The sequence below is a fragment of the Enterobacter sp. D2 genome, assembly GCF_034427575.1.
GTDB classification, from domain to species: Bacteria; Pseudomonadota; Gammaproteobacteria; order Enterobacterales; family Enterobacteriaceae; genus Enterobacter; species Enterobacter cloacae_M.
The window spans coordinates 82,876-109,717 of sequence record NZ_JAXQPP010000006.1 but is presented as its reverse complement, the minus strand read 5'-3'; the positions used below and the strand labels follow the sequence as shown (position 1 = coordinate 109,717).

At 56.5% G+C, this 26,842-nt stretch carries 23 protein-coding genes; 13 read left to right on the top strand and 10 right to left on the bottom strand.

What is annotated here, in order from left to right:
- Positions 1–5 precede the first annotated feature (5 nt).
- The 3 genes from SPG90_RS20040 (at position 6) to lpxO (ending at position 2,922) form a co-directional block, all read left to right on the top strand.
- Entirely contained in the window at positions 6–866 is an 861-nt protein-coding gene (locus SPG90_RS20040; RefSeq protein WP_322408289.1) for a ketose 1,6-bisphosphate aldolase, read from the top strand.
- Complete coding sequence (locus SPG90_RS20035) at positions 866–1,870, top strand: carbohydrate kinase family protein (RefSeq protein WP_023310074.1); 1,005 nt, start codon at positions 866–868, stop codon at positions 1,868–1,870. The genes SPG90_RS20040 and SPG90_RS20035 overlap by 1 nt, the downstream gene beginning before the upstream one ends.
- Before the next feature lie 143 nt (positions 1,871–2,013).
- The gene (lpxO, locus tag SPG90_RS20030; RefSeq protein WP_023310073.1) at positions 2,014–2,922 is read left to right on the top strand and encodes a lipid A hydroxylase LpxO; all 909 of its coding nucleotides are present in this window, start codon (positions 2,014–2,016) and stop codon (positions 2,920–2,922) included.
- A gap of 3 nt (positions 2,923–2,925) precedes the next feature.
- Here lpxO and SPG90_RS20025 read toward each other — a convergent pair whose 3' ends face one another.
- Positions 2,926–3,657, bottom strand: coding sequence for a response regulator (locus tag SPG90_RS20025; RefSeq protein ID WP_126304297.1), 732 nt, complete (start codon positions 3,655–3,657; stop codon positions 2,926–2,928).
- Between the two features lie 256 nt (positions 3,658–3,913).
- Here SPG90_RS20025 and fdhF point away from each other — a divergent pair, with 256 nt between their 5' ends.
- The 3 genes from fdhF (at position 3,914) to SPG90_RS20010 (ending at position 7,332) form a co-directional block, all read left to right on the top strand.
- Entirely contained in the window at positions 3,914–6,061 is a 2,148-nt protein-coding gene (gene fdhF, locus SPG90_RS20020; RefSeq protein ID WP_134866898.1) for a formate dehydrogenase subunit alpha, read from the top strand.
- Positions 6,062–6,383: 322 nt separating this feature from the next.
- The gene (locus SPG90_RS20015) at positions 6,384–6,536 is read left to right on the top strand and encodes a Hok/Gef family protein (RefSeq protein WP_047173681.1); all 153 of its coding nucleotides are present in this window, start codon (positions 6,384–6,386) and stop codon (positions 6,534–6,536) included.
- Positions 6,537–6,657: 121 nt separating this feature from the next.
- On the top strand, positions 6,658–7,332 hold the full coding sequence (locus SPG90_RS20010) for a tetratricopeptide repeat protein (RefSeq protein ID WP_023310068.1): 675 nt from the start codon (positions 6,658–6,660) through the stop codon (positions 7,330–7,332).
- 80 nt (positions 7,333–7,412) lie between these two features.
- Here SPG90_RS20010 and gltP read toward each other — a convergent pair whose 3' ends face one another.
- Positions 7,413–8,726: a glutamate/aspartate:proton symporter GltP gene (gene gltP, locus SPG90_RS20005; RefSeq protein ID WP_045355265.1), complete on the bottom strand. Its 1,314-nt coding sequence runs from the start codon at positions 8,724–8,726 to the stop codon at positions 7,413–7,415.
- Positions 8,727–9,149: 423 nt separating this feature from the next.
- Between gltP and acs the strand changes: the two genes are divergently transcribed.
- From acs to actP, 3 genes are all read left to right on the top strand, one after another.
- A complete protein-coding gene (acs, locus tag SPG90_RS20000) occupies positions 9,150–11,108 on the top strand; it encodes an acetate--CoA ligase (RefSeq protein ID WP_126304293.1) in 1,959 nt (652 codons plus the stop codon).
- 135 nt (positions 11,109–11,243) lie between these two features.
- Positions 11,244–11,558: a DUF485 domain-containing protein gene (locus SPG90_RS19995; protein ID WP_028017918.1), complete on the top strand. Its 315-nt coding sequence runs from the start codon at positions 11,244–11,246 to the stop codon at positions 11,556–11,558.
- Positions 11,555–13,204, top strand: coding sequence for a cation/acetate symporter ActP (actP, locus tag SPG90_RS19990; RefSeq protein ID WP_023310064.1), 1,650 nt, complete (start codon positions 11,555–11,557; stop codon positions 13,202–13,204). Before SPG90_RS19995 ends, actP begins: the two co-directional genes overlap by 4 nt.
- A gap of 32 nt (positions 13,205–13,236) precedes the next feature.
- On the opposite strand, the gene SPG90_RS19985 is transcribed toward actP, so the two are convergent.
- Both SPG90_RS19985 and SPG90_RS19980 read right to left on the bottom strand, forming a co-directional pair.
- Positions 13,237–13,926: an LrgB family protein gene (locus tag SPG90_RS19985; RefSeq protein WP_023310063.1), complete on the bottom strand. Its 690-nt coding sequence runs from the start codon at positions 13,924–13,926 to the stop codon at positions 13,237–13,239.
- Positions 13,919–14,329, bottom strand: a complete 411-nt coding sequence (locus tag SPG90_RS19980; RefSeq protein ID WP_021242769.1) for a CidA/LrgA family protein — start codon at positions 14,327–14,329, stop codon at positions 13,919–13,921. Before SPG90_RS19980 ends, SPG90_RS19985 begins: the two co-directional genes overlap by 8 nt.
- Before the next feature lie 102 nt (positions 14,330–14,431).
- Between SPG90_RS19980 and SPG90_RS19975 the strand changes: the two genes are divergently transcribed.
- Complete coding sequence (locus tag SPG90_RS19975) at positions 14,432–15,319, top strand: LysR family transcriptional regulator (protein WP_045402475.1); 888 nt, start codon at positions 14,432–14,434, stop codon at positions 15,317–15,319.
- Between the two features lie 66 nt (positions 15,320–15,385).
- Here SPG90_RS19975 and SPG90_RS19970 read toward each other — a convergent pair whose 3' ends face one another.
- From SPG90_RS19970 to soxR, 4 genes are all read right to left on the bottom strand, one after another.
- Positions 15,386–17,032, bottom strand: coding sequence for a Na+/H+ antiporter (locus SPG90_RS19970; RefSeq protein WP_023310060.1), 1,647 nt, complete (start codon positions 17,030–17,032; stop codon positions 15,386–15,388).
- Positions 17,033–17,182: 150 nt separating this feature from the next.
- Complete coding sequence (ghxP, locus tag SPG90_RS19965; protein ID WP_023310059.1) at positions 17,183–18,532, bottom strand: guanine/hypoxanthine transporter GhxP; 1,350 nt, start codon at positions 18,530–18,532, stop codon at positions 17,183–17,185.
- A 294-nt stretch (positions 18,533–18,826) separates the two neighbouring features.
- Positions 18,827–19,498 (bottom strand): glutathione S-transferase family protein, encoded by a 672-nt coding sequence (locus tag SPG90_RS19960; protein ID WP_047173678.1) that lies wholly within the window; start codon positions 19,496–19,498, stop codon positions 18,827–18,829.
- Positions 19,499–19,791: 293 nt separating this feature from the next.
- Positions 19,792–20,250 (bottom strand): redox-sensitive transcriptional activator SoxR, encoded by a 459-nt coding sequence (gene soxR, locus SPG90_RS19955; protein ID WP_023310057.1) that lies wholly within the window; start codon positions 20,248–20,250, stop codon positions 19,792–19,794.
- A gap of 98 nt (positions 20,251–20,348) precedes the next feature.
- On the opposite strand from soxR, the gene soxS reads away from it, so the two are divergent.
- Positions 20,349–20,675, top strand: a complete 327-nt coding sequence (gene soxS, locus SPG90_RS19950) for a superoxide response transcriptional regulator SoxS (protein WP_013095071.1) — start codon at positions 20,349–20,351, stop codon at positions 20,673–20,675.
- Between the two features lie 6 nt (positions 20,676–20,681).
- On the opposite strand, the gene SPG90_RS19945 is transcribed toward soxS, so the two are convergent.
- Positions 20,682–22,247 (bottom strand): EAL domain-containing protein, encoded by a 1,566-nt coding sequence (locus tag SPG90_RS19945; RefSeq protein WP_045402478.1) that lies wholly within the window; start codon positions 22,245–22,247, stop codon positions 20,682–20,684.
- 646 nt (positions 22,248–22,893) lie between these two features.
- Between SPG90_RS19945 and SPG90_RS19940 the strand changes: the two genes are divergently transcribed.
- On the top strand, positions 22,894–23,175 hold the full coding sequence (locus SPG90_RS19940) for a YjcB family protein (RefSeq protein WP_008503385.1): 282 nt from the start codon (positions 22,894–22,896) through the stop codon (positions 23,173–23,175).
- Between the two features lie 62 nt (positions 23,176–23,237).
- Here SPG90_RS19940 and ssb1 read toward each other — a convergent pair whose 3' ends face one another.
- Positions 23,238–23,768: a single-stranded DNA-binding protein SSB1 gene (ssb1, locus tag SPG90_RS19935; protein WP_023310055.1), complete on the bottom strand. Its 531-nt coding sequence runs from the start codon at positions 23,766–23,768 to the stop codon at positions 23,238–23,240.
- Positions 23,769–24,018: 250 nt separating this feature from the next.
- Between ssb1 and uvrA the strand changes: the two genes are divergently transcribed.
- Entirely contained in the window at positions 24,019–26,841 is a 2,823-nt protein-coding gene (gene uvrA / locus SPG90_RS19930) for an excinuclease ABC subunit UvrA (protein ID WP_045355262.1), read from the top strand.
- The last annotated feature ends 1 nt before the right edge of the window (position 26,842 follow it).

The window sequence follows — 26,842 nt, the reverse complement described above, 5'->3', positions numbered from 1 at the left end:
AAATGATGCCATTGATCTCTCTTGCCGACGGTCTGGAGCACGCCAGAGCGCATCGCTACGCGCTGGGCGCGTTTAACGTGCTCGACTCCCACTTCCTGCGCGCGCTGTTCGCCGCCGCGAAGCAGGAACGCTCGCCGTTTATCATCAACATCGCCGAAGTACACTTTAAGTATGTGTCTCTGGATTCGCTTGTCGAAGCGGTGAAGTTCGAGGCCGCCCGTCACGATATTCCCGTGGTGCTCAACCTCGACCACGGCCTGCATTTCGAGGCGGTGGTGCGCGCCCTGCGCTTAGGGTTCAGCTCGGTGATGTTTGACGGCTCTACGCTAATCTATGAGGAGAACATTCGCCAGACGCGGGAGGTAGTGAAGATGTGCCACGCGGTCGGCGTGTCGGTGGAAGCGGAGCTGGGCGCGGTCGGTGGCGATGAAGGCGGCGCGCTGTACGGGCATGCGGATGAAGCGTTCTTTACCGACCCGCAGCTGGCGCGCGAATTTGTCGATTCAACCGGCATTGACGCGCTGGCGGTTGCCATCGGCAACGCGCACGGCAAATACAAGGGCGAGCCGAAACTCGATTTTCCACGCCTGGACGCCATTCGCCAGCAGACGGGGCTGCCGCTGGTTTTACACGGCGGCTCCGGGATTAGCGATGCCGACTTCCGCCGCGCCATCGAGCTGGGCATTCATAAAATAAACTTCTATACCGGCATGTCGCAGGCCGCACTCGCCGCCGTGGAGCAGCGCATGGCGAACCGCCAGCCGCTGTACGATGAGTTTGCCGAGCTGCTGCTGGGGATAGAAGAGGCGATTACCGATACGGTCGCCGAACAGATGCGCATCTTCGGCAGCGCGGGGCAGGCATAATGGAACGCAAAGGCATCATCGCCGCAGGCAACATGCTGGTGGATCACGTCCACCAGATCGTGCAGTGGCCGGAGCGCGGCTGGCTGGCGGAAATCACCCACAGCGAACGCTCAACCGGCGGCGCGCCGCTCAACGTGCTGCTGACGCTGGCAAAAATGCACGTTGGCCTGCCGCTGCAGGCAGTGGGGCTGATTGGTGAAGATGCCGACGGGGACTACATTCTGGCGATGCTCGACCAGTACCACGTCAACCGCCAGCGCGTGCAGCGCACCACCTTTGCCCCGACCTCCATGTCGCAGGTCATGACCGATCCCAGCGGACAGCGCACCTTCTTCCACTCGCCGGGCGCCAACCGCCTGCTGGATCTTCCCGCCTTCGATCGCTTAGACGGATCGATGAAGATCTTCCATCTCGGCTACCTGCTGCTGCTCGACAGCCTGGATATGCCCGATGACGAGTTCGGCACCCGCAGCGCGCGCCTGCTGGCGCAGATGCGCGACCAGGGGTATGAAACGTCGCTCGATCTGGTGTCCCGCAAGGGCGACCCGCGCTATCAGCCGCTGGTGCTCCCTGCCCTGCGCCATCTGGATTATCTGGTGATTAACGAGCTGGAAGCCGGGGAGTTTAGCGGGCTTGAGATGCGCGACGGCGACGATGCGCTGAATATCGCCCATATCGCCGATGCCGCGACGCAGCTGCTGGCGGCAGGCGTGCGTCAGCGGGTGGTGATCCACTGTCCGGAAGGCGCATGGGGTGAAGCGCCGGGTGAGCAAGGCCGCTGGATCCCATCATGGTTGCTGGAGCAGAAAGACATTGTCGGCAGCGTCGGCGCGGGCGATGCGTTTTGCGCGGGGTTTTTATACGGCTGCCACGAATCGCTCCCGCTCACGGAGAGCATTTATCTGGCACACGCCTGCGCGCGAGCAAGCCTGCTGGCCGCCAACGCAATTGACGGCGCGAAAACGCTGGCCGAGCTGCAGGCGTTTATTCGCGAGAGCACTTAATTTAACAAAAATTGCGATTTTTCATTACAGTTCTATGAATTTTATATCTCCGAACTACACTCTCTCCATCTGGCATATTCGGCGTGGGCAGCACTCTGTCCGCACGCTTTTCCGAAATGAGATAGAAAGAGGACAAGGGAAAAATGTTCGCAGCCATCATCATCGGTATTTTCATTATCAGCGTTATTTATGCGCATTCACGCGGCAAAGAAAAACAGACGCTTTCTCGTCAGCTCTTTGACCATTCGACGTTCATGGCGCCCATCAATATGTTTATGACGGCGTTTTCTTCCCTGCCCGCCAGGCAGCCATTCTTTGAAACAGAACGCTTCCCGGAATTAAATAAGCTGACGGAAAACTGGCTGGTTATTCGCGAAGAGGCCCTGCGTTTACAGCATCATATTAAGGCGGCGCAAAATAATAACGACGCTGGCTTTAACACTTTTTTTAAACGCGGCTGGAAACGTTTTTATCTGAAATGGTATGCCGATGCCCACCCCTCTGCGCAGTCTTTATGCCCGGTGACGACCCGGCTGGTGAGTGAAATCCCCTCGGTGAAGGCGGCCATGTTTGCCGAGCTGCCGGCGGGTGCAAAGCTTGGCAAGCACCGGGATCCGTATGCGGGCTCGGTTCGTTACCATCTGGGCTTATTCACACCGAATGACGACCGCTGCTTTATTGAAGTCGACGGGCAGCGCCACAGCTGGCGGGATGGTGAAGCCGTTATTTTTGATGAGACCTACGTCCACTGGGCAGAGAATAAATCGGATCAAACGCGCATTATTCTTTTCTGTGATATTGAACGTCCGATGAAATGGCGCTGGGCGCAGGCGGTTAACCATTGGGTGGGAACCACACTGATGTCCGCAGCCAGCTCACCGAATGACGAGAATGACAGCACCGGCGGCATTAACCGCATTTTTAAATACGTTCATGCGGCCCGCGAACGAGGACAGCGTCTGAAAAAAAGGAACCGTAAAGCCTATTACGCCCTCAAGTATCTGTGCATCGTCGCAATTTTTGCCGCCATCATTGTTCCGGCGATAACGTAAGCCTTATGCCGCCTGCTCGGGCCGGCTCACATCGGTAGCAAACACGTAACCCAGCCCGCGGATCGTTTTGATGAGCGCAGGCTGATGCGGGTTAGCCTCTATTTTCCGGCGCAGGCGCATGATCAGCACGTCAATCGTGCGATCGAACACGTCGGCGCTTTCGCTGTGGGTCAGCTCAAGCAGCCTGTCTCGGCTCAGCACCCGACGGGCATTTTGCGTGAGCGCCAGCAGCAGGCCGTACTCGCCCTGGGTTAAGGGGACGGGATTGCGCTGCGGATCGCTCAGCTCACAGCGGGTGGTATCGAGCGTCCACCCGTTAAAAGCAATGCCCGCGACCGGCGCTGCGGGGGCTTCTGCCGCCAGCACGCCCGTACGGCGCAGCACCGCTTTCACGCGGGCGACCACCACGCGCGGATTGAACGGTTTGCCAATATAATCATCGGCCCCCATCTCCAGCCCCACCACCACGTCTGACTCACTGCCCAGCCCGGTTAACATGATCACCGGTAGCGCCGGGCGCTGCTTTTGCAACTGCAGCAAAACCTGTAAGCCATTGATATCAGGCAGCATCATATCCAGCAGCACCAGCGCGATATTTGGCTCCTGCTGTACCTGCCGCAGTGCATCCTGGCCGTTATGGCAGACAAGCACGCTAAAGACGTGCTCGCTCAGCACGTCCTGAAGCAGTTCGCAGACTGCCGTATCATCATCAACCACCAGGATCGCCGGTTTCATCGTATGCTTCCGTCAGGGGATTATGTTAAGTCTGAACCATTCTGCCGTCGGCTCCAGTCAAATGGTTTTTTCAGTGACGGAAATTCAACCCACGTCACATCCGCTGCCCTGTCGACACGTCAATTTTGACGATTGGCTGCTTTTTGTCAGGGTTTTCACCGCGAAGGGACCGTAAAGTCAAGGTGTACCCATACAAAAAACATGGCATAGAAGCTGCATAGTGGGTGCGAATGATTCGATTAACTGGAGCAGACTGATGAAAAAAGTCGTCACGGTTTGCCCTTATTGTGCCTCAGGTTGCAAGATCCACCTGGTGGTCGATAACGGCAAAATCGTCCGGGCGGAGGCCGCACAGGGGAAAACCAACCAGGGCACGCTATGCCTGAAAGGTTACTACGGCTGGGATTTTATTAACGATACCCAAATCCTCACCCCGCGCCTGAAAACCCCTATGATCCGCCGCGAGCGCGGCGGCAAGCTGGAAGCCGTCTCCTGGAGCGAGGCGCTGGATTACGTCGCCACGCGTCTGAGCGCCATCAAGGCCAAGTATGGCCCGGATGCGATTCAGACCACCGGCTCTTCACGCGGGACGGGGAATGAAACCAACTATGTGATGCAAAAATTCGCGCGCGCCGTTATTGGAACCAATAACGTCGACTGCTGCGCTCGCGTCTGACACGGCCCATCGGTTGCAGGTCTGCACCAGTCGGTCGGTAACGGCGCAATGAGTAATGCCATCAACGAGATAGATAACACCGATCTCGTCTTCATCTTTGGTTATAACCCGGCGGATTCTCATCCTATCGTCGCGAACCACGTTATTCGCGCTAAGCAGAACGGGGCGAAAATCATCGTCTGCGATCCGCGCAAAATTGAAACCGCGCGCATTGCGGACATGCACATCGCGTTGAAAAACGGCTCGAACATCGCGCTGTTGAACGCAATGGGGCACGTCATTATTGAGGAGAACCTGTACGACCAGGCGTTTGTCGCCACCCGTACGGAAGGCTTTGAAGAGTATAAGAAAATAGTCGAAGGCTATACGCCTGAATCCGTCGAAGCGATCACCGGCGTCAGCGCGCAGGAGATTCGTCAGGCGGCCAGGATGTATGCCGGGGCGAAAACCGCCGCCATTCTGTGGGGCATGGGCGTGACCCAGTTCTACCAGGGCGTGGAAACCGTGCGTTCCCTGACCAGCCTCGCGATGCTGACCGGCAATCTGGGTAAAGCGCACGTCGGCGTTAACCCGGTGCGTGGTCAGAATAACGTTCAGGGTGCCTGCGATATGGGCGCGCTGCCGGATACCTATCCGGGCTACCAGTACGTGAAGTTCCCGGAAAACCGCGAGAAATTCGCGAAGGCCTGGGGCGTGGAAAGCCTGCCGGAACACACCGGGTATCGCATCAGCGAGCTGCCGCACCGCGCGGCGCACGGCGAGGTGCGTGCGGCCTACATCATGGGTGAAGATCCGCTCCAGACCGACGCCGAGCTGTCTGCGGTGCGCAAAGGGTTTGAGGATCTGGAGCTGGTGATTGTCCAGGATATCTTCATGACCAAAACCGCGGCGGCGGCGGATGTGATTTTACCGTCGACCTCCTGGGGCGAGCATGAAGGCGTCTACACGGCGGCGGACCGCGGCTTCCAGCGCTTCTTTAAGGCGGTCGAGCCGAAGTGGGATCTGAAAACGGACTGGCAGATCATCAGCGAAATCGCCACCCGCATGGGCTACCCGATGCACTACAACAACACTCAGGAGATCTGGGACGAATTGCGCAATCTGTGTCCGGACTTCTACGGGGCAACCTATGAAAAAATGGGTGAGCTGGGGTACATCCAGTGGCCATGTCGCGATGAGTCAGAAGCCGACCAGGGGACGTCATACCTCTTTAAAGAGAAGTTCGACACCCCGAACGGGCTGGCGCAGTTCTTCACCTGCGACTGGGTCGCGCCGATCGATAAACTCACTGACGAGTATCCGATGGTGCTCTCCACCGTGCGTGAAGTGGGCCACTACTCCTGTCGTTCGATGACGGGTAACTGCGCCGCGCTGGCGGCGCTGGCGGACGAACCGGGCTACGCGCAAATCAACACCGCCGACGCAGCGCGCCTCGGCATTGAGGATGAAGCGCTGGTGTGGGTGAACTCGCGCAAAGGCCGGATCATTACCCGTGCGCAGGTCAGCGATCGTCCGAACAAAGGGGCGGTCTATATGACCTACCAGTGGTGGATTGGCGCCTGTAACGAGCTGGTCACGGAGAACTTAAGCCCGATAACCAAAACGCCGGAGTATAAATACTGCGCCGTACGCGTGGAGCCGATTGCGGATCAGCACGCAGCGGAACAGTACGTCATCGACGAATATAACAAGCTGAAAGCCCGACTGCGCGAAAGCGCAATGGGTTGAAGCCGTTAATTCATCAGTGAAAAAAGGGAGTGAGATATTCACTCCCTTTTTATTTCTGATTAACTCATCAAATAAATCAATTATTAGTCTGGAAAGCGGCTCGCAGAAATAATGTAATTTTCGCGAAAAAGAATTACATCTTTTCATTTTAATTCAGAGGGATAAGATGTGCGGCGGGTGCTTAAGACTTTCTGTCTTGAGCATTGTTGAGGGACAGAAAGTAGAAAGCCCCGGGAAATTTTCATTTACCCGAGGCTACTCCCTCAACTCCGAACAAGTTGAGAGTAGCCTCTTATTCTTTTTTTGACAAGGAGTAAAAGGCATGACGCCATTAAAAACTGCGTTAGGCATCGTCTTTATTATTTGCCTGACGATAGTGATCTTTACCTTTATTACTCGAGGTAAGTTATGCGAGTTTTCAATAAAGGGTAAACATCAGGAGGTGGCGGCTAAATTAGCCTGTAACGCAGGCTAACCTCTACGGGCGGAACCACTGTTCCGCCCGGCTTGCAGGATGCTGAGGTCTTAATGCACCCATTTTTTTCTTCTGTCGCCGCGATTATACTGCGCGGCGTGTACCCCGATGATAAGAACCCATGAAACATATTTTTCTGTTGTTGTTACTTTTTACATCGCTTGTCCGTGCCGACGAGATTGGCAGCCAGTACAAAGAACAGGCTGAAGCGGGTGACGCCCGTGCCCAGTATTATTTGGCCGATACATACTTTAGCTCCGGTGACAGCAAGCAGGCCGCGCTGTGGGCCGAGAAAGCCGCTAAAGGTGGCGACGTCGACGCCATGGGACTGCTCTCGCAAATCCTCTTTACCCAGGGAAATTATGCGCAAGCTAAGGCACTGGCGCAGCAGGCAACCATCGCAGGCAGCAAACGCGGCGCGATCATGCTGGCGCGCGTGCTGGTCAACACTCAGGCAGGTAAAACTGACTATCCTCAGGCCATCAAACTGCTGCAAACGGCGGCCGAAGATATTGACAACGACTCTGCGGTAGATGCGCAAATGCTGCTGGGGCTGATTTATGCCAACGGCGTTGAAGTGGCCCAGGACGACGTGCAGGCCGCCTCGTGGTTCAAGCGGAGCTCGGCACTTTCACGCACGGGCTACTCCGAGTACTGGGCAGGGATGTTGTTCAGGCAGGGTGAGAAAGGCTTTATCACGCCCAATAAACAGAAAGCGCTGTACTGGTTGAACCTGAGCTGCACTGAAGGCTTTGATACCGGATGCGAAGAGTTTGATGCGCTGAGCGGAGAGTAAAGTGCCGGGTGGCGGCTTCGCCTTACCCGGCCTACAAAACTCCTAGGCCCGGTAAGCGCAGCGCCACCGGGCTTAGGATGTTACTGGTCGGCCGTCTTATCAAAACGACCCAGCACCTCGCGTTCATACGCCAGCGCTTTTTTACGATCGAATTTGTGTTCCCACTTGGCGATAACCAGCACCGCCAGGGCATTCCCCACCACGTTCAGCGCGGTACGCGCCATGTCGAGGATACGGTCGACACCGGCGATAAACGCCAGACCTTCCAGCGGAATACCGACGCTGCCAAGCGTTGCCAGCAGCACCACGAAGGAGACGCCCGGAACGCCTGCAATACCTTTAGACGTCACCATCAGCGTCAGCACCAGCACGATCTCCTGCCACAGCGACAGGTCAATGCCGTACAGCTGCGCAATAAAGATGGCGGCGATGCTCTGGTACAGCGTCGAACCGTCCAGGTTAAAGGAGTAGCCGGTCGGTACCACGAAGCTGGTAATAGAGGCTGGCGCGCCGTAGGCTTCCATCTTCTCAATGATGCGCGGCAGCACGCTCTCAGAACTTGCCGTGGAGTACGCCAGAATCAGCTCATCTTTCAGGATGCGAATCAGGATCCAGATGCTCAGCCCGCACAGACGCGCCACGACCCCCAGCACCACCAGCGCGAAGAACAGAATGGCGAAGTGAACCAGGAGCACCAGCTTCGCCAGCGGCCAGAGAGAGGCAAAACCGAAATTCGCCACGGTGACCGCGATGAGCGCAAACACCCCTACCGGCGCGTAACGCATCACCATGTGGGTCACTTTAAACATGGTTTCGGAGATAGAGCGGAACACGGTCACCAGCGGCTCACGGTGCGTCGCCGGCAGAGAAGAGAGCCCCAGACCAAACAGCACCGAGAAGAAGATGATAGGCAGCATCTCGCCCTTCGCCATCGACGCCACGATGTTGGTCGGCACCAGCGACAGGATAGTGCCCATCAGGCCATGCGCATGGCTCTGCACGTCAGCGGTCGTACTTTGGTATTTCGAAATATCCACCGTGGCCAGCTGCGACATATCGATCCCGGAACCCGGCTGGAACACGTTCGCCAGCGTGATACCGAGGATAATCGCAACCGTAGTGATCACTTCGAAATAGATAATGGTTTTCGCACCAATACGGCCTAACTGCTTCGCATCGCCGACGCCCGCAATACCGACCACCAGCGTCGAGATCACAATCGGTACCACAATCATCTTGATCAGATGAATAAAGATATCCCCTGCCGGAGAGAGCAGGTTCGCAATCAGCCATTCGCGGCTGTCGCTATGATAGTGGAGGTAACTGCCCAGCAAGATGCCCAGCACAAGGGCGATTAAGATCTGCCAGGCAAGGCTGACTTTAACGTTTTTCATAGAAACTGACTTCCTCAATGAAGCGCCTTATTCATTCAAACTGCATGAACAGGGAGACATACTGAAAGGGTATGAATTGTGTTGCGTTGGTTTATGGGATTTTTTAACGCGGCGTATGAGTATCATTTGCGCGACCTGTTGCGCAAGCCTTAAAGAACGACGCGTTTCACTCACAAAAGCGACGATGACGGGAGTTTGTTCTAATTCTGATAAATAACCTTTTGTTATAAAAACGCTTTTTTAAACATAAATGTGAATAATCGTTAGCATCAATTATTTTCCTTCAAAGTTTCATTCGCTCATTTTTCATACTCTTCAAACAATGCGTGATCTGTAGCCCAAATAATAAACAAAGCTTGTAAAGCCCCTACAATTAACGTTTTTGCGACATATTATTAACATCTTACAAGGAGAAAAAAAGCCATGAGCCAAATACATAAACACGACATTCCCGCAAATATTGCGGACCGTTGCCTGATCACCCCGGAGCAGTACCACGAGAAATATCAGCAGTCTATCACCGCCCCGGACACCTTCTGGGGTGAGCAGGGCCATATCCTTGACTGGATCAAACCTTATCAGAAGGTGAAGAACACCTCCTTTGCGCCCGGCAATGTCTCCATTAAATGGTATGAAGATGGCACCCTTAACCTGGCGGCGAACTGCCTCGATCGTCACCTCGCCGAGCGCGGGAATGAGACAGCCATCATCTGGGAAGGCGATGACGCCTCGCAAAGCAAACATATTACGTACAAAGAGCTGCACCGCGACGTGTGCCGCTTCGCCAACGTCCTGCTGGAAAAAGGCATTAAAAAAGGCGATGTGGTCGCTATCTATATGCCGATGGTGCCGGAAGCGGCGGTGGCCATGCTGGCCTGCGCGCGTATCGGTGCGATCCACTCGGTGATTTTCGGCGGGTTCTCGCCAGAGGCGGTTGCGGGCCGTATTGTCGATTCCAGTTCAAAACTGGTGATCACCGCCGATGAAGGCGTGCGCGCCGGGCGCGGTATCCCACTGAAGAAAAACGTCGACGAAGCGCTGAAAAACCCGAACGTCAAAACGGTCAGTAACGTCATCGTCCTTAAGCGTACCGGCGGCAAAATCGACTGGAACGAGGGGCGCGACCTGTGGTGGAGCGACCTGATCGAGAAAGCGAGCGACCAGCATCAACCGGAAGAGATGAACGCAGAAGATCCGCTATTCATTCTTTATACCTCCGGCTCCACCGGTAAGCCGAAAGGCGTACTGCACACCACCGGCGGCTATCTGGTCTATGCGGCCACCACCTTCAAATACGTCTTCGACTACCATCCGGGCGACATCTACTGGTGTACCGCCGACGTGGGCTGGGTTACCGGACACAGCTACCTGCTGTACGGCCCGCTGGCCTGTGGCGCAACAACGCTGATGTTTGAGGGCGTACCAAACTGGCCGACCCCGGCGCGTATGTGTGAGGTGGTCGACAAACACCAGGTCAACATTCTCTACACTGCGCCAACGGCGATCCGCGCATTAATGGCGGAAGGCGATAAAGCCATCGAAGGCACTGACCGCTCTTCATTGCGCATCCTCGGTTCCGTGGGTGAGCCAATCAACCCGGAAGCCTGGGAGTGGTACTGGAAGAAAATCGGCAACGAGAAATGCCCGGTGATGGACACCTGGTGGCAGACCGAAACCGGCGGCTTCATGATCACCCCGATGCCGGGCGCCACGCAGCTGAAGGCCGGTTCCGCAACCCGTCCGTTCTTCGGCGTGCAGCCTGCGCTGGTGGATAACGAAGGCAACCCGCTGGAAGGCGCCACCGAAGGCAACCTGGTGATCACTGACTCCTGGCCTGGTCAGGCGCGTACCCTGTTCGGCGATCACGATCGCTTCGAGCAGACCTACTTCTCGACCTTTAAAAACATGTACTTCAGCGGCGACGGCGCGCGTCGTGACGAAGATGGCTATTACTGGATAACCGGGCGCGTGGACGACGTGCTGAACGTCTCCGGCCACCGTCTGGGCACCGCTGAGATTGAATCGGCGCTGGTGTCGCATCCGAAGATTGCCGAAGCGGCGGTTGTGGGCATTCCGCACAACATCAAAGGCCAGGCGATTTACGCCTATGTCACCCTGAACCACGGTGAAGAACCGTCGCCTGAGCTCTACGCTGAGGTACGCAACTGGGTGCGTAAAGAGATTGGCCCGCTGGCGACGCCGGACGTGCTGCACTGGACCGACTCGCTGCCGAAAACCCGTTCCGGCAAAATTATGCGTCGTATCTTGCGCAAAATCGCGGCTGGAGACACCAGCAACCTCGGCGATACCTCAACGCTCGCGGATCCTGGCGTGGTGGAAAAACTGCTCGAAGAGAAGCAGGCCATCGCGATGCCTTCCTAGTGTTTTCTACCTCTCCCTGTGGGAGAGGGCTGGGGTGAGGGCATCAGACCGCACCTTCCTCCCCTCACCCTAACCCTCTCCCCAAAGGGGAGAGGGGACTAAAAACAAACCTACCTTACCTTTGGAGACTCTGTGATGAATAACGATATTTGTCAGCAGATAGAGAATAGTGCGCACTACAGGGAGCTCGTCGATAAGCGGCAACGGTTTGCCTTCATCCTTTCCATCATCATGCTGATTATCTATGTCGGCTTTATTCTGCTGATCGCCTTTGCGCCGCACTGGCTGGGCACCCCGCTGCACGAGGGGACCAGCGTGACGCGCGGTATTCCCATTGGCATTGGCGTAATTGTGATTTCATTTGTGCTGACCGGCGTTTACGTCTGGCGCGCGAACGGTGAATTCGATCGACTTAATAAAGCGGTACTGCAAGAGGTAAAAGCATCATGAAGAGAATTCTGACGGCGCTCGCCGCCACGCTTCCCTTTGCCGCCCACGCGGCGGATGCGATTACCGGCGAGGTACAGCGCCAGCCAACCAACTGGCAGGCGATTGTGATGTTCCTGATTTTTGTGGTGCTGACGCTGTATATCACTTACTGGGCGTCGAAACGCGTGCGCTCCCGTAACGATTACTACACCGCAGGCGGCAACATTACCGGCTTCCAGAACGGGCTGGCGATCGCGGGTGACTTTATGTCCGCCGCCTCGTTCCTCGGGATCTCCGCGCTGGTCTACACCTCCGGCTATGACGGCCTGATCTACTCCCTCGGCTTCCTCGTCGGCTGGCCGATCATCCTGTTCCTGATTGCCGAACGCTTGCGCAACCTGGGCCGTTATACCTTCGCAGACGTGGCCTCGTATCGCCTGAAGCAGGGTCCGATTCGCACCCTCTCCGCCTGCGGTTCGCTGGTGGTGGTGGCGCTGTACCTGATTGCGCAGATGGTGGGCGCGGGTAAATTGATCGAACTGCTGTTCGGCCTGAACTACCACGTCGCGGTGGTGCTGGTTGGCGTGCTGATGGTGATGTACGTCCTGTTCGGCGGCATGCTGGCAACCACCTGGGTGCAGATCATCAAAGCGGTATTGCTGCTGTTCGGCGCCAGCTTTATGGCCTTTATGGTGATGAAGCACGTCGGGTTCAGCTTCAATAACCTGTTCACCGAAGCGATGGCGGTCCACCCGAAAGGGGAAGCGATCATGAGCCCGGGCGGGCTGGTGAAAGACCCGATATCCGCGCTCTCGCTCGGTCTCGGCCTGATGTTCGGTACTGCGGGCCTGCCGCATATCCTGATGCGTTTCTTCACCGTGAGCGATGCGCGTGAAGCGCGTAAGAGCGTCTTTTACGCCACCGGTTTCATGGGTTACTTCTATATCCTCACCTTTATCATCGGCTTTGGCGCGATCATGCTGGTGGGGGCGAACCCGGCGTTTAAAGACGCGGCGGGCGCGCTGATTGGCGGTAACAACATGGCGGCGGTGCACCTGGCGGACGCGGTGGGCGGTAACCTGTTCCTCGGCTTTATCTCCGCCGTGGCCTTCGCCACCATTCTTGCGGTGGTTGCAGGGCTGACGCTGGCAGGCGCGTCTGCGGTATCGCATGACCTCTACGCCAACGTCTTCCGCAAAGGCGCGAGCGAGCGCGACGAGCTGAAGGTCTCGAAAATCACCGTGCTGGTGCTGGGCGTCGTGGCGATTCTGTTAGGCATTCTGTTTGAGAAGCAGAACATCGCCTTTATGGTGGGGCTGGCCTTCTCGATTGCGGCAAGCTGCAACTTCCCGATCATCCTGCTCTCCATGTACTGGTCGAAGCTGACCACCCGTGGCGCGATGATTGGCGGCTGGCTGGGGCTGCTGACGGCGGTGATCCTGATGATTCTGGGCCCGACCATCTGGGTGCAGATCCTCGGTCACGCAAGCGCTATCTTCCCGTATGAATACCCGGCGCTGTTCTCGATCGCCGTGGCGTTTATCGGCATCTGGTTCTTCTCGGCCACCGACAATTCGCCGGAGGGTAACCTGGAGCGTGAGAAATTCCGCGCCCAGTTTATCCGCTCGCAAACCGGCCTGGGCGTCGAGCAGGGCCGCGCGCACTAAGCCTTTCTCCCCGGTCATTCTGGCCGGGGAGCTTAGAACATCACCCACGCCACCAGCGGCGCAATCAGCACCATTACCACGCCCGAAAGCATCATCACCAGGCTCGCGACAACGCCCTCCTGCTGCCCCAGCTCATACGAACGTGCCGTGCCCGCCCCATGCGATGCCGCGCCAAACCCCGCGCCTTTCGCCATCCCTTCCCGGATAGAAAGCCGCAGAAAGAGCATATCCCCGACGGCCATCCCAAAGACGCCCGTCACCACCACAAACAGCGCCACCAGATCCGGTTGCCCGCCGAGCGGTTTAGCAGCCGCCAGCGCAAACGGCGTGGTTACCGAACGCACTGCCAGGCTGCGCTGAATTTCATCGGGCAGCGTAAACAGCCGCGCCAGCCAGACGGAGCTACACACCGCCACCACCGTGGCGGTGATTACACCCGCGCTGAGCGACATCCAGTGGCGTTTGATAATGGCGAGGTTGTCGTAAACGGGGACGGCAAAAGCGATGGTCGCCGGGCCGAGCAGCCACAGCAGCCAGTGGGATTCGCCAATGTAGTTCTGCCAGGAGATGTGGCCGAAGACCAACATCAGCACCAGCAGGATCGGCGTGAAGACCAGCGGCATCAGCGGCAGGGCATGAAAGCGGCGATAGAGCCGCTTGTTGGCGAAGTAGATCGCCAGCGTCGCAATCAGGCACAAGACGCTGATCTGAAAGTTAGTCATGTTTGTGCCTGCTGATTTCAAAGCGATACACTTTATCCACCACCCAGGCGGTCGCCCCCAGCACCATCAGCGTACTCAGCGCGATAACCGCAAAGATTCGCCAGCCGTCCACCATCAGCAGCTGCGCATAGTTCACCACCGCCACCACCGCCGGAACAAAGAACAGCAGCATCTCCGCCAGCAGCCAGCGCGCCCCGGCGCGTACCCAGTTAAGGGGGATTACGCGGCACAGAATAAGCGTCAGCATCAGCAGCATCCCGACAAGATTGGCGGGCAGCGGCAGATGCAGCCAGCCGACAAGATATTCCGCGAAAACAAACAGTCCCGCGTAGAGCAGTACCTGCACCGGGACCTGGAGTCGTTGCACAACGGCAGGCGTAACACGGCTTAACGCCACGGCCATGGGGGTTTTCCTCAAAAATGAGACGAGGCGCCAGTATAGAGAGCGCACGGTATGGACTGAAATGAATTAAAATCATCAAAGGTATAGTTTCGAGGAATAATCATGGACATAAGAACGCTGCGCTATTTTGTCGAAGTGGTTCGTCAGCAAAGTTTTACCCGCGCAGCGGAGAAGTTGTTTGTTACCCAGCCCACCATCAGCAAGATGCTGAAAAACCTCGAAGATGAACTGAACTGTACCCTGCTGATCCGCGACGGGCGCAAGCTGCTGCTGACCGACACCGGACGCGTGGTGTTCGAACGCGGGCTGGCGATTCTGGCGGAGTTTCGCCAGCTGGAAGCAGAGCTGGGCGATATCAATCATCTGAAGAAAGGTGTCCTTCGCCTCGGCATTCCGCCAATGGTGGGGATGATGATGGCCGGGCCGATTAGCCTGTTTCGCCAGCGTTATCCCGGCGTTGAGCTGAAGATTTCGGAGTTTGGTGGGTTAACCGTCCAGCAGGCCGTCACCAACGGCGAGCTCGACGTGGCAATGACCGCCCTTCCCGTTGAGGAAGAGAGCGGTCTGGCGACGCTTCCGCTCTTTAGCCACCCGCTGTGCGTGCTGGTTCCCCGCTCCGGCGACTGGCTGAAGTTAGACTCGGTGAGACCTGAACTGCTCGGCGAGCACCCTCTGCTGATCTACAACGAAGACTTCGCTCTCAGCCGCCAGCTGATGACGCTGTTTAACCAGCATAACGTCAAGCCGCGCATAGCGGTGCGCAGCGGACAGTGGGATTTCCTGGCGGCAATGGTGCAGGCCGGCGTGGGGATTGCGATTCTGCCGCAGCCTATCTGCGAGCGGCTTGATAAAAACACGCTGCGCTGGATCCCGCTGGAGAGCGACCTGCACTGGCAGCTGGGGATGATCTGGCGTGAAGGGGTGTATTTATCGCAGAGCGCGCAGGCGTGGCTGCAGTGTTGTGAGGGGTTTTGGGTGCGGTCACCCTAACCCCTGGGCTCGATCGGTTCCCTCTCCCCTGTGGGGAGAGGGCTAGGGTGAGGGGCAAAAACAGCGCTACTGATTCTCTATCAGCAGCGCTTCCAGCAGGTCCAGATCGTGCAGCAGCTTTTGCAGCGTTTCGTTGCTGATCTGCCGCGTGGCGCGTAGATGGTACAGCTCGGCGCGCTCTGAGCGCAGCGCCGCCAGGCGGAACCGGCGCTCCAGGTTTTCCTCCTGCAGCGAGCTTTCCACATCGTTACGCCCGTCCGCGCGGCGGCGCAGGTTACCAATCACGCGGGAACTGACTTCCGTCAGCAGCTGATTGTCGATGTTCTCTTCCGCATCCGCGGCCAGACGCTCTTCCATCTTCTGAATCGCGACAATTGCCACTTCTGCGGTGGCTGCCCGGGCAATACGCTCCTCTTTATGCTGCTGGGTCGAATCACCGGCATCAATATGCTGGAGTAAAATCGGCAGCATAATCACGCCGACAAACAGGGAGAACAGAATCACGCCCGCCGCCAGGAAGACCAGCTCGTAGCGCGCCGGGAAGACATCGCCCGTGGGCAGCAGCAGCGGAATGGAGAGTACACCGGCAAGGGTGATCGCCCCGCGTACGCCCGCAAAAGAGGCGATCAGCAGTTCACGCGTTGTCCACGAACCAAACTCCATCGGCTTTTTCTTCAGGAAACGTACGCTGAAGTTTTTCATCGTCCACAGCCAGCCGAAACGCACCAGCATCAGCGCCATGTAGATCAGCACGATGTCGGTAAACAGCATCCAGACCTCAACGTTCGGATCGGCTTCGGCCGCCACCAGCGAGGATTCCATAATGCCCGGCAGCTGCAGGCCCAACAGCAGGAACACCATGCCGTTAAAGACAAATTCCAGCATGGCCCAGGTGCTGTTGGCACGCAGACGCATGGCCAGCGGCGCGCGGCGCATTACGCCGGAACGGGTAATGGTCATCCCCGCCGCAACCGCTGCCAGAATGCCCGACACGCCGATATGTTCGGCAATCAGATAAGAGGCAAACGGCAGCAGGAACAGCAGTACGATCTGCGTTGCGGGCTCATCGCCGCCCCAGCGGCTGAGGAAGCGCAATGAGCGGCCGTACAGCCAGCTCACCACGAAGCCTGCGAGAATACCGCCAATCGCCACCTTGAAGAATTCCAGCGTCGCGCCGCCGACGGTAAAGACCATCGTGCCCATCGCAACGGCCACGGCAAACTTCAGGGCAACCAGGCCGGAGGCGTCGTTCATCAGCGCCTCACCCTGTAAAATCCCCATGATTTTCTTCGGAATACGGCCTTCACCCACAATGCCGGACAGCGCCACGGCATCGGTTGGCGACAGCACGGCGGCCAGCGCAAAAGCCGGTATTAATGGAATACCCGGTACCGCCCAGTAGATCAGAAAACCAATCCCGACGACGGTGACCACCACCAGCGCCAGCGCCAGGCCGAAGATCTCGCGCCCGTGCTCAAGGAATTCGCGCGTGGGCGTTTTCCAGCCATCGGCAAACAGCAGCGGCGGGATAAACAGCACGAGGAACAGTTCGGGGTCAAATTCCACGTGCAGGCCAAACGTCGGCCACGCCAGCAGCGCGCCGATGGCAATTTGCATTAATGGCAGGGGGACCTGAAAGGGCAGTACGCGTGTAACCACCCCGGATAGCGAGACCACAAGGGTCATGATGAGTATTGTGAAGAAGATTTCCATGCGTTCCCTGTTTGCTGTGTTGCTTATTTACTCCGGAAGGCGTCGTGCCTTTTATTCTATCTTCCCCAGAGTAACGCAAAAGGCAACAGGATGAGTCCTGAAAATAAAAACGGGCGGCCTGAGCCACCCGTTTTCGCATCAAAGGACAACTCAGATTGCCCAGCCGCCCGCGTAGAACGCCACCAGCGCAACGGCGATAATCACGGTGCCAACATTCAGCTTGCGCCATTCACCGGAAACCAGACGACCAATCACCAGCGACGCGAAGCCAATCATAATGCCGGTCACGATGTTACAGGTCAGGACGATGAAGACCGCGGTGATCAGGCCAGACATGGCGTCCACGAAATCCGCAAAGTCGATTTTCGCCACGTTGCTCAGCATCAGCAGGCCAACGTACATCAGCGCTGGCGCGGTCGCATACGCCGGAACCAGATAGGAGAGCGGAGAGAGGAACAGGATCAGCATGAACAGCACGCCGACGGTGATCGCCGTCAGGCCGGTTTTACCGCCTGCCGCCGTACCCGCTGCGGACTCGATGTACACCGCCGCAGGCGCCGCGCCCACCAGACCAGAGAAGACGCTGCTCAGGGAGTCAGTGGTCAGCGCTTTGCCGCCGTCAATAATCTGACCGTCTTTATCCAGCAGGTTCGCCTGACCGGCCACCGCACGAATGGTACCGGTCGCGTCAAACACGGCGGTCATGACCAGCGCCAGCACGCTTGGCAGGATCACCGGGTTCAGCGCGCCAACGATATCCAGGCTGCCAATCAGGGAGTTGCCTTTGTCATCGCTCAGCGACGGCATGGCGAAGATACCGGAGAAGTGTACGGTTGGATCGAAAATCAGGCCGACGATGGATACACCGATAATGGTCAGCAGAATGCCGCCCGGGACTTTCAGTTTTTCCAGACCGATAATCACCGCCAGGCCGATCAGCGACATAATCACCGGGAAGCTGGCGAAGTGGCCCAGCGCCACCGGCAGACCGTCCAGCGGGTTCTTGATGACCAGACCGACGCCGTTGGCGGCGATCAGCAACAGGAACAGGCCGATACCGATGCCGGTACCGTGCGCCACGCCCTGCGGCAGGTTGCGCAAAATCCAGCTACGGATGCCGGTCGCCGAAATCACGGTAAACAGCACACCCATCAGGAACACGGCACCCAGCGCAACCGGTACGCTGATGTGCTGACCCAGCACCAGGCTGAACGCGGTAAACGCGGTCAGAGAGATGGCGCAACCAATCGCCAACGGCAGGTTCGCCCACAGGCCCATCACGATGGAGCCCACGCCGGCCACGAGGCAGGTCGCCACAAAGACGGCCGCTGGCGGGAAGCCTGCTTTGCCCAGCATGCCCGGCACAACGATGACGGAATAAACCATCGCCAGAAACGTTGTCAAACCGGCAACAATTTCCTGGCGCACGGTGCTGCCGCGGGCCGAAATTTTAAACATGGCGTCAAGTGAACCGCCAGTACGCGCAGATGGCGTAGACATAGAAAACATCCCCTGAGAGTTTTTTAGGAAGTTTGTAAGCGAGGTGGAGACGCCACTGCCAGCTGAACGTCAAATCCTTGTGTTGCGTTTGTGACGAAAGGGCGTCACAAAAAAAGCAAACGTTTAGCTCCGCGCTTACAAACGGGTGGTCAAATTAAGGCAAACGATTATCTAGCGTAATCCCCGCCCTTTTCAACTGAACTTTCTCGTTTTTCTCTAAAATTCACTTATGACGCTGAAGAAATAAACAGAGGATGCGCAAACGTTATCGTCTATGCGCAATTTGTTTACATTTCAGTCCTCACCGGGAATAGATAACGGTCCACCTTGTTCCAGGGTTCTTTGCCAGCCTGGGGTGTTCTCAACTTTTGCCTTCCATGCCTGAATATGCGGCAGATTAGCGATACCGCCGCGCGCCAGCAGCGCAAAGATCGGAAAGCTCATCTGGATATCGGCCATGCTGAGCGAATCCCCGGCAAACCAGCTGTTTTCGGCAAGATGTGACTCAATAAAGCGCGCATGGGTCTCCAGCTGACGGTTGAGATACGCTTTCTGCACCCCCTGCCCCAGCGCTTTGCCCAGGGTTCTGATACCAAACGGCACCGGCGGCTTGCCGAGGCTGTTGAAGACCAGCTTCATTAACAGCAGCGGCATCAGCGATCCTTCGGCGTAATGCAGCCAGAAGCGGTATTGCACCTTATGCGCGGGATCCAAAGGCTTAAGCCGAGACTCGGCATCGTACGCTTCCTGCAGATATTCCAGAATGGCGCCAGACTCCGCAAGAATCAGTCCGTTATCTTCGATGACCGGCGATTTGCCCAACGGATGCACCTTTTTAAGAGCCTCCGGCGCCAGCATGTTCTTTTCGCGCTGGTAGTGGACGATCTCATAAGGCAGGCCGAGTTCTTCCAGCGCCCAGATCGCGCGGTGCGAGCGCGACTGGTTAAGGTGGTGTACCGTGAGCATGGCTTTCTCCTGTTATTCATACTTTTTAACTATAGAAAATTGAACAACACCGCGAAAAAAATTCGTCTAAAAAACGGTCGGTGAGGCTGGCGAAAAAACGGGTCTTGCATAGAATTAAAGTGTCAGCACAATCCGGAACCTCCCCAACCAGCTCGACACTGAGGGGTGCTGATGTCGGGGGAAACCCTCCCGTGAACCAGCGGGATAGAGTGAAAGACAAAGACCGGGAAAAACTAAAGCGCCCTTATGTGGCGCTTTAGTTCTTTATTATGCTTTTTGCCGGCCGCACAAACTCAATCCTCTTCCAGCAGCCGCGCCCCCGTCCCCTGCTCACCCAGCCTGTCGCCAGGGTTACGCAACGGACAATCGCTACGCGACAGGCAGCCGCAGCCGATACAACCGTCCAGCTCATCACGCAGGACGACCAGCGTATGAATACGCCGGTCCAGCTCTTCACGCCACTGGGAAGACAGCTCTTTCCACTCTTTCGGGCTCAGCGTATGCCCTTCAGGCAGCACGCCAAACGCCTCGCCGATGGTGGCCAGGGGGATTCCGATTCGTTGCGCAATTTTGATAATCGCCACGTAGCGGAGCACGTCTCGGGTATAGCGGCGCTGGTTGCCGCCGTTGCGGATGCTTTTAATTAACCCTTTGCTTTCATAGAAGTGGAGCGCCGATACCGCAACGCCGCTTCGCTTCGCCACTTCGCCGGGGGTTAAAAGCGCTTTAATTCGCGGCAATCTCTTTTCCATAAAACCTCTTTACCTCAAGTTAACTTGAGGAATTATACTCGCCCGCAGAGAAAACGACGAATTAACCGAGATAGTTGTATCTACAGAGGGGCAACCTTATGTCGCATCAGCAGATTATTCAGACGCTTATTGAATGGATTGATGAACATATCGACCAACCGTTGAACATTGATGTGGTCGCTAAAAAGTCGGGCTATTCGAAATGGTATTTACAGAGAATGTTCCGCACGGTCATGCATCAGACGCTGGGCGAGTACATTCGCCAGCGCAGACTGCTGCTGGCGGCGCAGGCGCTACGCTCCACGCAGCGGCCCATTTTTGATATCGCGATGGACCTTGGCTATGTGTCGCAACAAACCTTTTCCCGCGTGTTTCGCCGCGAGTTTGACCGCACGCCGAGCGACTATCGCCACCAGTTGAATTAATCACCCTCAGTGCAAAGGCTGCTGCTGCCAGGTCATAAATTCCTGGGGCGGCATCGCTTTCGCGAAGTGCCATCCCTGACAAAACTGGACGCCGCGCTTCAACAGCCAGCTCACCTGCTCTGCCGTCTCTACCCCTTCCGCAATGGTTTTCAGCCGCAGGCTTTGCGCCATCTCGATAATATGCTCGGCGATCAGGTGGCTGGTACTGTTGGTCGTTAAGGTATCGATAAACGATTTATCGATTTTCAGAATATCCACGTTCAGCGAGTAGAGGTTGTGCAGGTTCGAGTAGCCGGTACCGAAATCATCGATCGCGACTTCATAACCCGCCTGACGGAAAGCCTGAATCACCGGCGTGGTTTTTGGCACATCGATAAAACCGCGTTCCGTCACTTCTATTTTGATTTGCTGCGCACGGACCGCGTAGTGGCGGGCCTTTTCGGAAATCATGGCGATCAGCCGCGAGGAGTGGAAGTCCGTGGCCGACAGGTTAATCGAAATATAGAGATGCGGATGCTCGGCCAGGAAATGACCCAGATCGTTGAACACCTCCTCAACGACATAGTCCGTAATCCGCTCGCTCATTCCCTCACTTTCCGCCAGCGGGATAAACTCAGCCGGGCTCATCACCTGCCCGTTAAAGCCAGGCCAGCGTAACAGCGCCTCCGCGCCCACACACTGGTTATTCTTAATATCAATAATCGGCTGATAGTGGACGCAAAGCTGTCGTTTGTTCAGCGCGCGGTGCAGTAAGCGCCCCGGCGAATTAAGCTCACGATGGGTACGGGACCATACCAGCAAAATAATAATGCTGCAGATCATGCCCAGCGGCAGCGTCAACGTCGCCTGGTGATAAAGCGTTTCATAAAAGCGTTTATTTGATGTCGAGACAATGGCCGCAATCGGTCTTTTGGGAGATGTTACGATCGTATAAAAGCGGTTATCTTTTTGAAATACCGATTCCTTATCCCGAATCATCGAATTTAATAAAGAAACATTGGCTTTCTGGCTGACGGAAAAGAAAGCATTGGTTACCGTGTCGTACACACCCCAGGAGAGAGAATGATCCGCGGACATGACTTCGCTGTATGAAAGCGGGTTGACGACAACCACATAATTTCCGCGCTGCATATATGTCATTTTATAGCCAGTATAAAATGGGGTGTCGCGATAATAATAGATAGCGACGTCAGGTTTACGCGTGTAATTAGCGACAGGAATGGCGTAGGGGTGATCCGGTGTAAAAACGGTCGAACAAAGAAAATTCTGACCTTCAGCGTAAATTAAATCGGCGACAAACAGGCGGCCACGAACAACGTTCAGCATATATTGACGGTGTCCCGGCGTGCAAAGCTCGCCCTGATATTTTACCGCCTCGTCCCTGGCCAGCTCAACCTGTTGAATAACCAGCTCTGTTTTGTCTAAAGCCAGTTCAGCAAATGTGCGTAGCTGGGCGCTTGTTTCAGAAACGGCTCGTAGCTGGGCAAACCATAGCGCAAGCATCACCGGCAGCATAACTACCATGATGATCCCTACCACCCTGAGCATTTTGCGCCGCGCGCTACGATTCATTTCCCGCCCTATATCCCTGCATGTTGTACGCCTGTAGTAATGAAGGCCGGATGCTTTGTTAAACAGGTGATTACGTTGCATGAATCATGCGAAGTTAGCAACTGACTTTTAGTATTAAAAATCTTAAATTTCGTTATGCCGATAATATTTTCCCGTAAGTTAAACTGTAAGTATTCGTTCCGTTTCAATTAAGGAAAATAATTATCCAGCCCGTTAGGGCTGACGGGAAGATAACACAACAGACGATCGTTGATTAAGCCAAACGTCTGACAGCATGAAAAAAGTACAACTTCATCGGGACGTTTTATACTATTTGCTCGGAGGCATTGTGTTCGTTGATTTATAAATAGTCAGCCTTCACCACAATATTTTCAGGATTGGGTGAGAATAACGTCCCTCTTATAAAAACCGAATTTGCGGTATCACCACCTGCCCGATGTGCGTTTCCGGCACGCTGTGTGCCCACCTCCTCGTGCGCCGAAGGCCGAACCAACCCGCGCAATCGCCTTTTCTGAAGAATAAAATCCTCTTTTTTGATCACTCAGACACTGGCGAATAAATCAACAAATGTGATATAGTTCACACATATTTTGTAACGAGAAACACCGTTTCATTCAGTTCGTCTGTTTTGTAGAGGATGGGTTTTATGGCAACCATTACTACCAGCATGGTTCTCCTGCGCTGGCCTTTGTTGAGTGCGGTACTGATGTTTTTAGCCAGCACGCTGAATATTCAGTTTCGTAAATCTGACTATGCGGGTCTTGCTGTCATCAGCACCCTGCTGGGGCTGGGTGCAGCCTGCTGGTTTGCAACGGGTCTGCTTGGCATCACCCTGCTGGATATCGCCGCCGTCTGGGAAAATATTAAAGTGGTGATGGTTGAGGCGATGAGCCACACGCCGCCAGACTGGCCGATGGTGATTACCTGATCCCTGACGGAATAAAAAAACCCAGACGATAGTCTGGGTTTTTTGTTTTCAGCACGCGGAAATCAGAACGGAATGTCGTCGTCGAAATCCATTGGCGGTTCGTTAGACGGCGCCGGAGCAGACTGCTGCTGCGGACGAGACTGCGCGCCGCCGCTGAACTGGTTGCCGCCCTGCGGCTGCTGAGGCTGACCCCAACCGCCCTGCTGCTGGCTCTGACCGCCGCCAGCCGGTGCGCCACCGCCCTGACGGCCACCCAGCATCTGCATGGTACCGCCCACGTTGACCACGACTTCCGTGGTGTACTTCTCAGCACCGGACTGATCGGTCCATTTGCGGGTACGCAGCTGGCCTTCGATATAGACCTGAGAACCTTTACGCAGATACTCACCGGCCACTTCGGCCAGTTTGCCAAACAGCACAACGCGGTGCCATTCGGTCTGCTCTTTCATCTCACCGGTCGCTTTATCACGCCAGGATTCGGAAGTAGCCAGCGTAATGTTGGCAACTGCGCCACCACTCGGCATGTAGCGTACTTCCGGGTCCTGGCCCAGATTACCGACGAGAATCACCTTGTTTACGCCTCTGCTGGCCATGTTCGTGTCTCCTGAATACGTTTCTTAATAGTGTAAACGCGCGAGTGTACCATTTCCATGCTGCACTTTGATAGTTGCGTAGCACGTTCCAGAGTTCTCTCGCAACTCCACATTGTTACACAGCCAATCAGAAAATGCATTCCAATACTGTATATTCAAACAGGTCAAATTGTGTCATAATTAGCCGTTTCTGACAGCCGTTTGTCCTTCAAACAAATCAGGCAATCCGTGTTCCAACCGGGAAAGGTGAATGGATAAGATCGAAGTTCGGGGCGCCCGCACCCACAATCTCAAGAATATCAACCTCATAATCCCTCGCGACAAACTCATTGTCGTGACCGGGCTTTCGGGGTCTGGCAAATCCTCACTGGCTTTCGACACTTTGTATGCCGAAGGACAGCGTCGTTACGTTGAATCGCTCTCTGCGTACGCGCGTCAGTTCCTGTCGCTGATGGAAAAACCGGATGTCGACCACATTGAAGGGTTGTCCCCTGCTATCTCTATTGAGCAGAAGTCCACCTCGCATAACCCGCGTTCAACGGTCGGTACCATTACCGAAATTCATGACTACCTGCGTCTGCTGTATGCCCGCGTGGGCGAGCCGCGCTGCCCGGACCACGACGTCCCGCTGGCGGCCCAGACCGTCAGCCAGATGGTGGATAACGTGCTGTCGCAGCCGGAAGGCAAACGCCTGATGCTGCTGGCGCCGATCATTAAAGAGCGAAAAGGCGAACACACCAAAACGCTGGAAAACCTGGCAAGCCAGGGCTATATCCGCGCCCGTATCGACGGCGAGGTGTGCGACCTGTCCGATCCGCCAAAGCTGGAGCTGCAGAAGAAGCACACCATCGAGGTGGTGATTGACCGCTTTAAGGTGCGCGACGATCTCGCCACGCGCCTGGCGGAATCCTTTGAAACGGCGCTGGAACTTTCTGGCGGCACGGCCGTGGTCTCCGACATGGACGACCCAAAAGCGGAAGAGCTGCTCTTCTCCGCCAACTTCGCCTGCCCGATTTGCGGCTACAGCATGCGCGAGCTGGAACCGCGCCTGTTCTCATTCAACAACCCGGCGGGCGCGTGCCCGACCTGTGACGGCCTGGGCGTCCAGCAGTATTTCGACCCGGACCGCGTGATTCAGAACCCGGAACTGTCGCTGGCGGGCGGCGCCATTCGCGGCTGGGACAAGCGTAACTTCTACTACTTCCAGATGCTGAAATCGCTGGCAGAGCACTATAAGTTCGACGTCGAAGCCCCGTGGGCGAGCCTGACCCCGAACGTGCACAAAGTGATCCTGTTCGGTTCCGGCAAAGAGAACATCGAGTTCAAGTATATGAACGATCGCGGCGATACCTCCGTGCGTCGCCACCCGTTCGAAGGGGTGCTGCACAACATGGAGCGCCGCTACAAAGAGACCGAATCCAGCGCGGTGCGCGAGGAGCTGGCAAAGTTCATCAGCAACCGCTCCTGCGCCACCTGTGAGGGCACGCGTCTGCGTCGCGAAGCGCGCCACGTGTTTGTGGAAAACACCGCGCTGCCGACCATCTCAGACATGAGCATCGGCCATGCGATGGACTTCTTCAACAACCTGAAGCTCTCCGGCCAGCGCGCGAAAATTGCCGAAAAAGTGCTGAAAGAGATCGGCGATCGCCTGAAGTTCCTGGTGAACGTCGGCCTGAACTACCTGACGCTTTCCCGCTCGGCAGAAACGCTCTCCGGCGGTGAAGCCCAGCGTATCCGTCTGGCGAGCCAGATTGGTGCGGGTCTGGTAGGCGTGATGTACGTGCTGGATGAGCCGTCCATCGGCCTGCACCAGCGCGACAACGAGCGCCTGCTCGGGACGCTGGTTCACCTGCGCAACCTCGGCAACACGGTAATTGTGGTCGAGCACGATGAAGATGCGATCCGCGCGGCTGACCACGTCATCGACATTGGCCCAGGCGCTGGCGTGCACGGCGGTCAGGTAGTCGCGGAAGGGACGCTGAAGGACATTATGGCGGTACCCGAATCGCTGACCGGCCAGTTCATGAGCGGCAAGCGCAAGATTGAAGTGCCGAAACAGCGCGTAGCGGCAGATCCGGAAAAAGTGCTGAAGCTGACCGGCGCGCGCGGCAACAACCTGAAAGACGTCACCCTGACGCTGCCGGTTGGCCTGTTTACCTGTATCACCGGCGTGTCCGGTTCCGGTAAATCGACGCTGATCAACGATACGCTGTTCCCGATTGCGCAGACGGCGCTGAACGGCGCGACGCTGGCCGAGCCTGCACCGTACCGCGATATCCAGGGTCTGGAGCATTTCGATAAAGTTATCGACATTGACCAGAGCCCGATTGGCCGTACCCCGCGCTCTAACCCGGCAACCTATACCGGCGTCTTCACGCCCGTACGTGAACTGTTTGCCGGTGTGCCGGAAGCGCGTTCACGCGGCTATACGCCAGGACGCTTCAGCTTTAACGTGCGCGGTGGCCGCTGCGAAGCGTGCCAGGGCGACGGCGTGATCAAGGTTGAGATGCACTTCCTGCCGGATATCTACGTGCCGTGCGACCAGTGCAAAGGCAAACGCTATAACCGCGAAACGCTGGAGATTAAGTACAAAGGCAAGACCATCCACGAAGTGCTGGACATGACCATCGAAGAGGCGCGCGAGTTCTTTGACGCCGTCCCTGCGCTGGCGCGTAAGCTGCAGACGCTGATGGACGTAGGCCTGACCTACATTCGTCTGGGGCAGTCGGCAACCACGCTGTCCGGCGGTGAAGCGCAGCGCGTGAAGCTGGCGCGTGAGCTGTCAAAACGCGGCACAGGTCAGACGCTCTACATTCTGGACGAGCCGACTACGGGCCTGCACTTTGCCGACATCCAGCAGCTGCTCGAGGTTCTGCATCAGCTGCGCGATCAGGGCAACACTATCGTGGTCATCGAACATAACCTGGACGTGATTAAAACCGCGGACTGGATTGTCGATCTCGGCCCGGAAGGCGGCAGCGGCGGCGGTGAAATTCTCGTCTCCGGTACGCCAGAGACCGTTGCAGAGTGCGAAGCCTCGCACACCGCGCGCTTCCTTAAACCGTTGCTGTAAT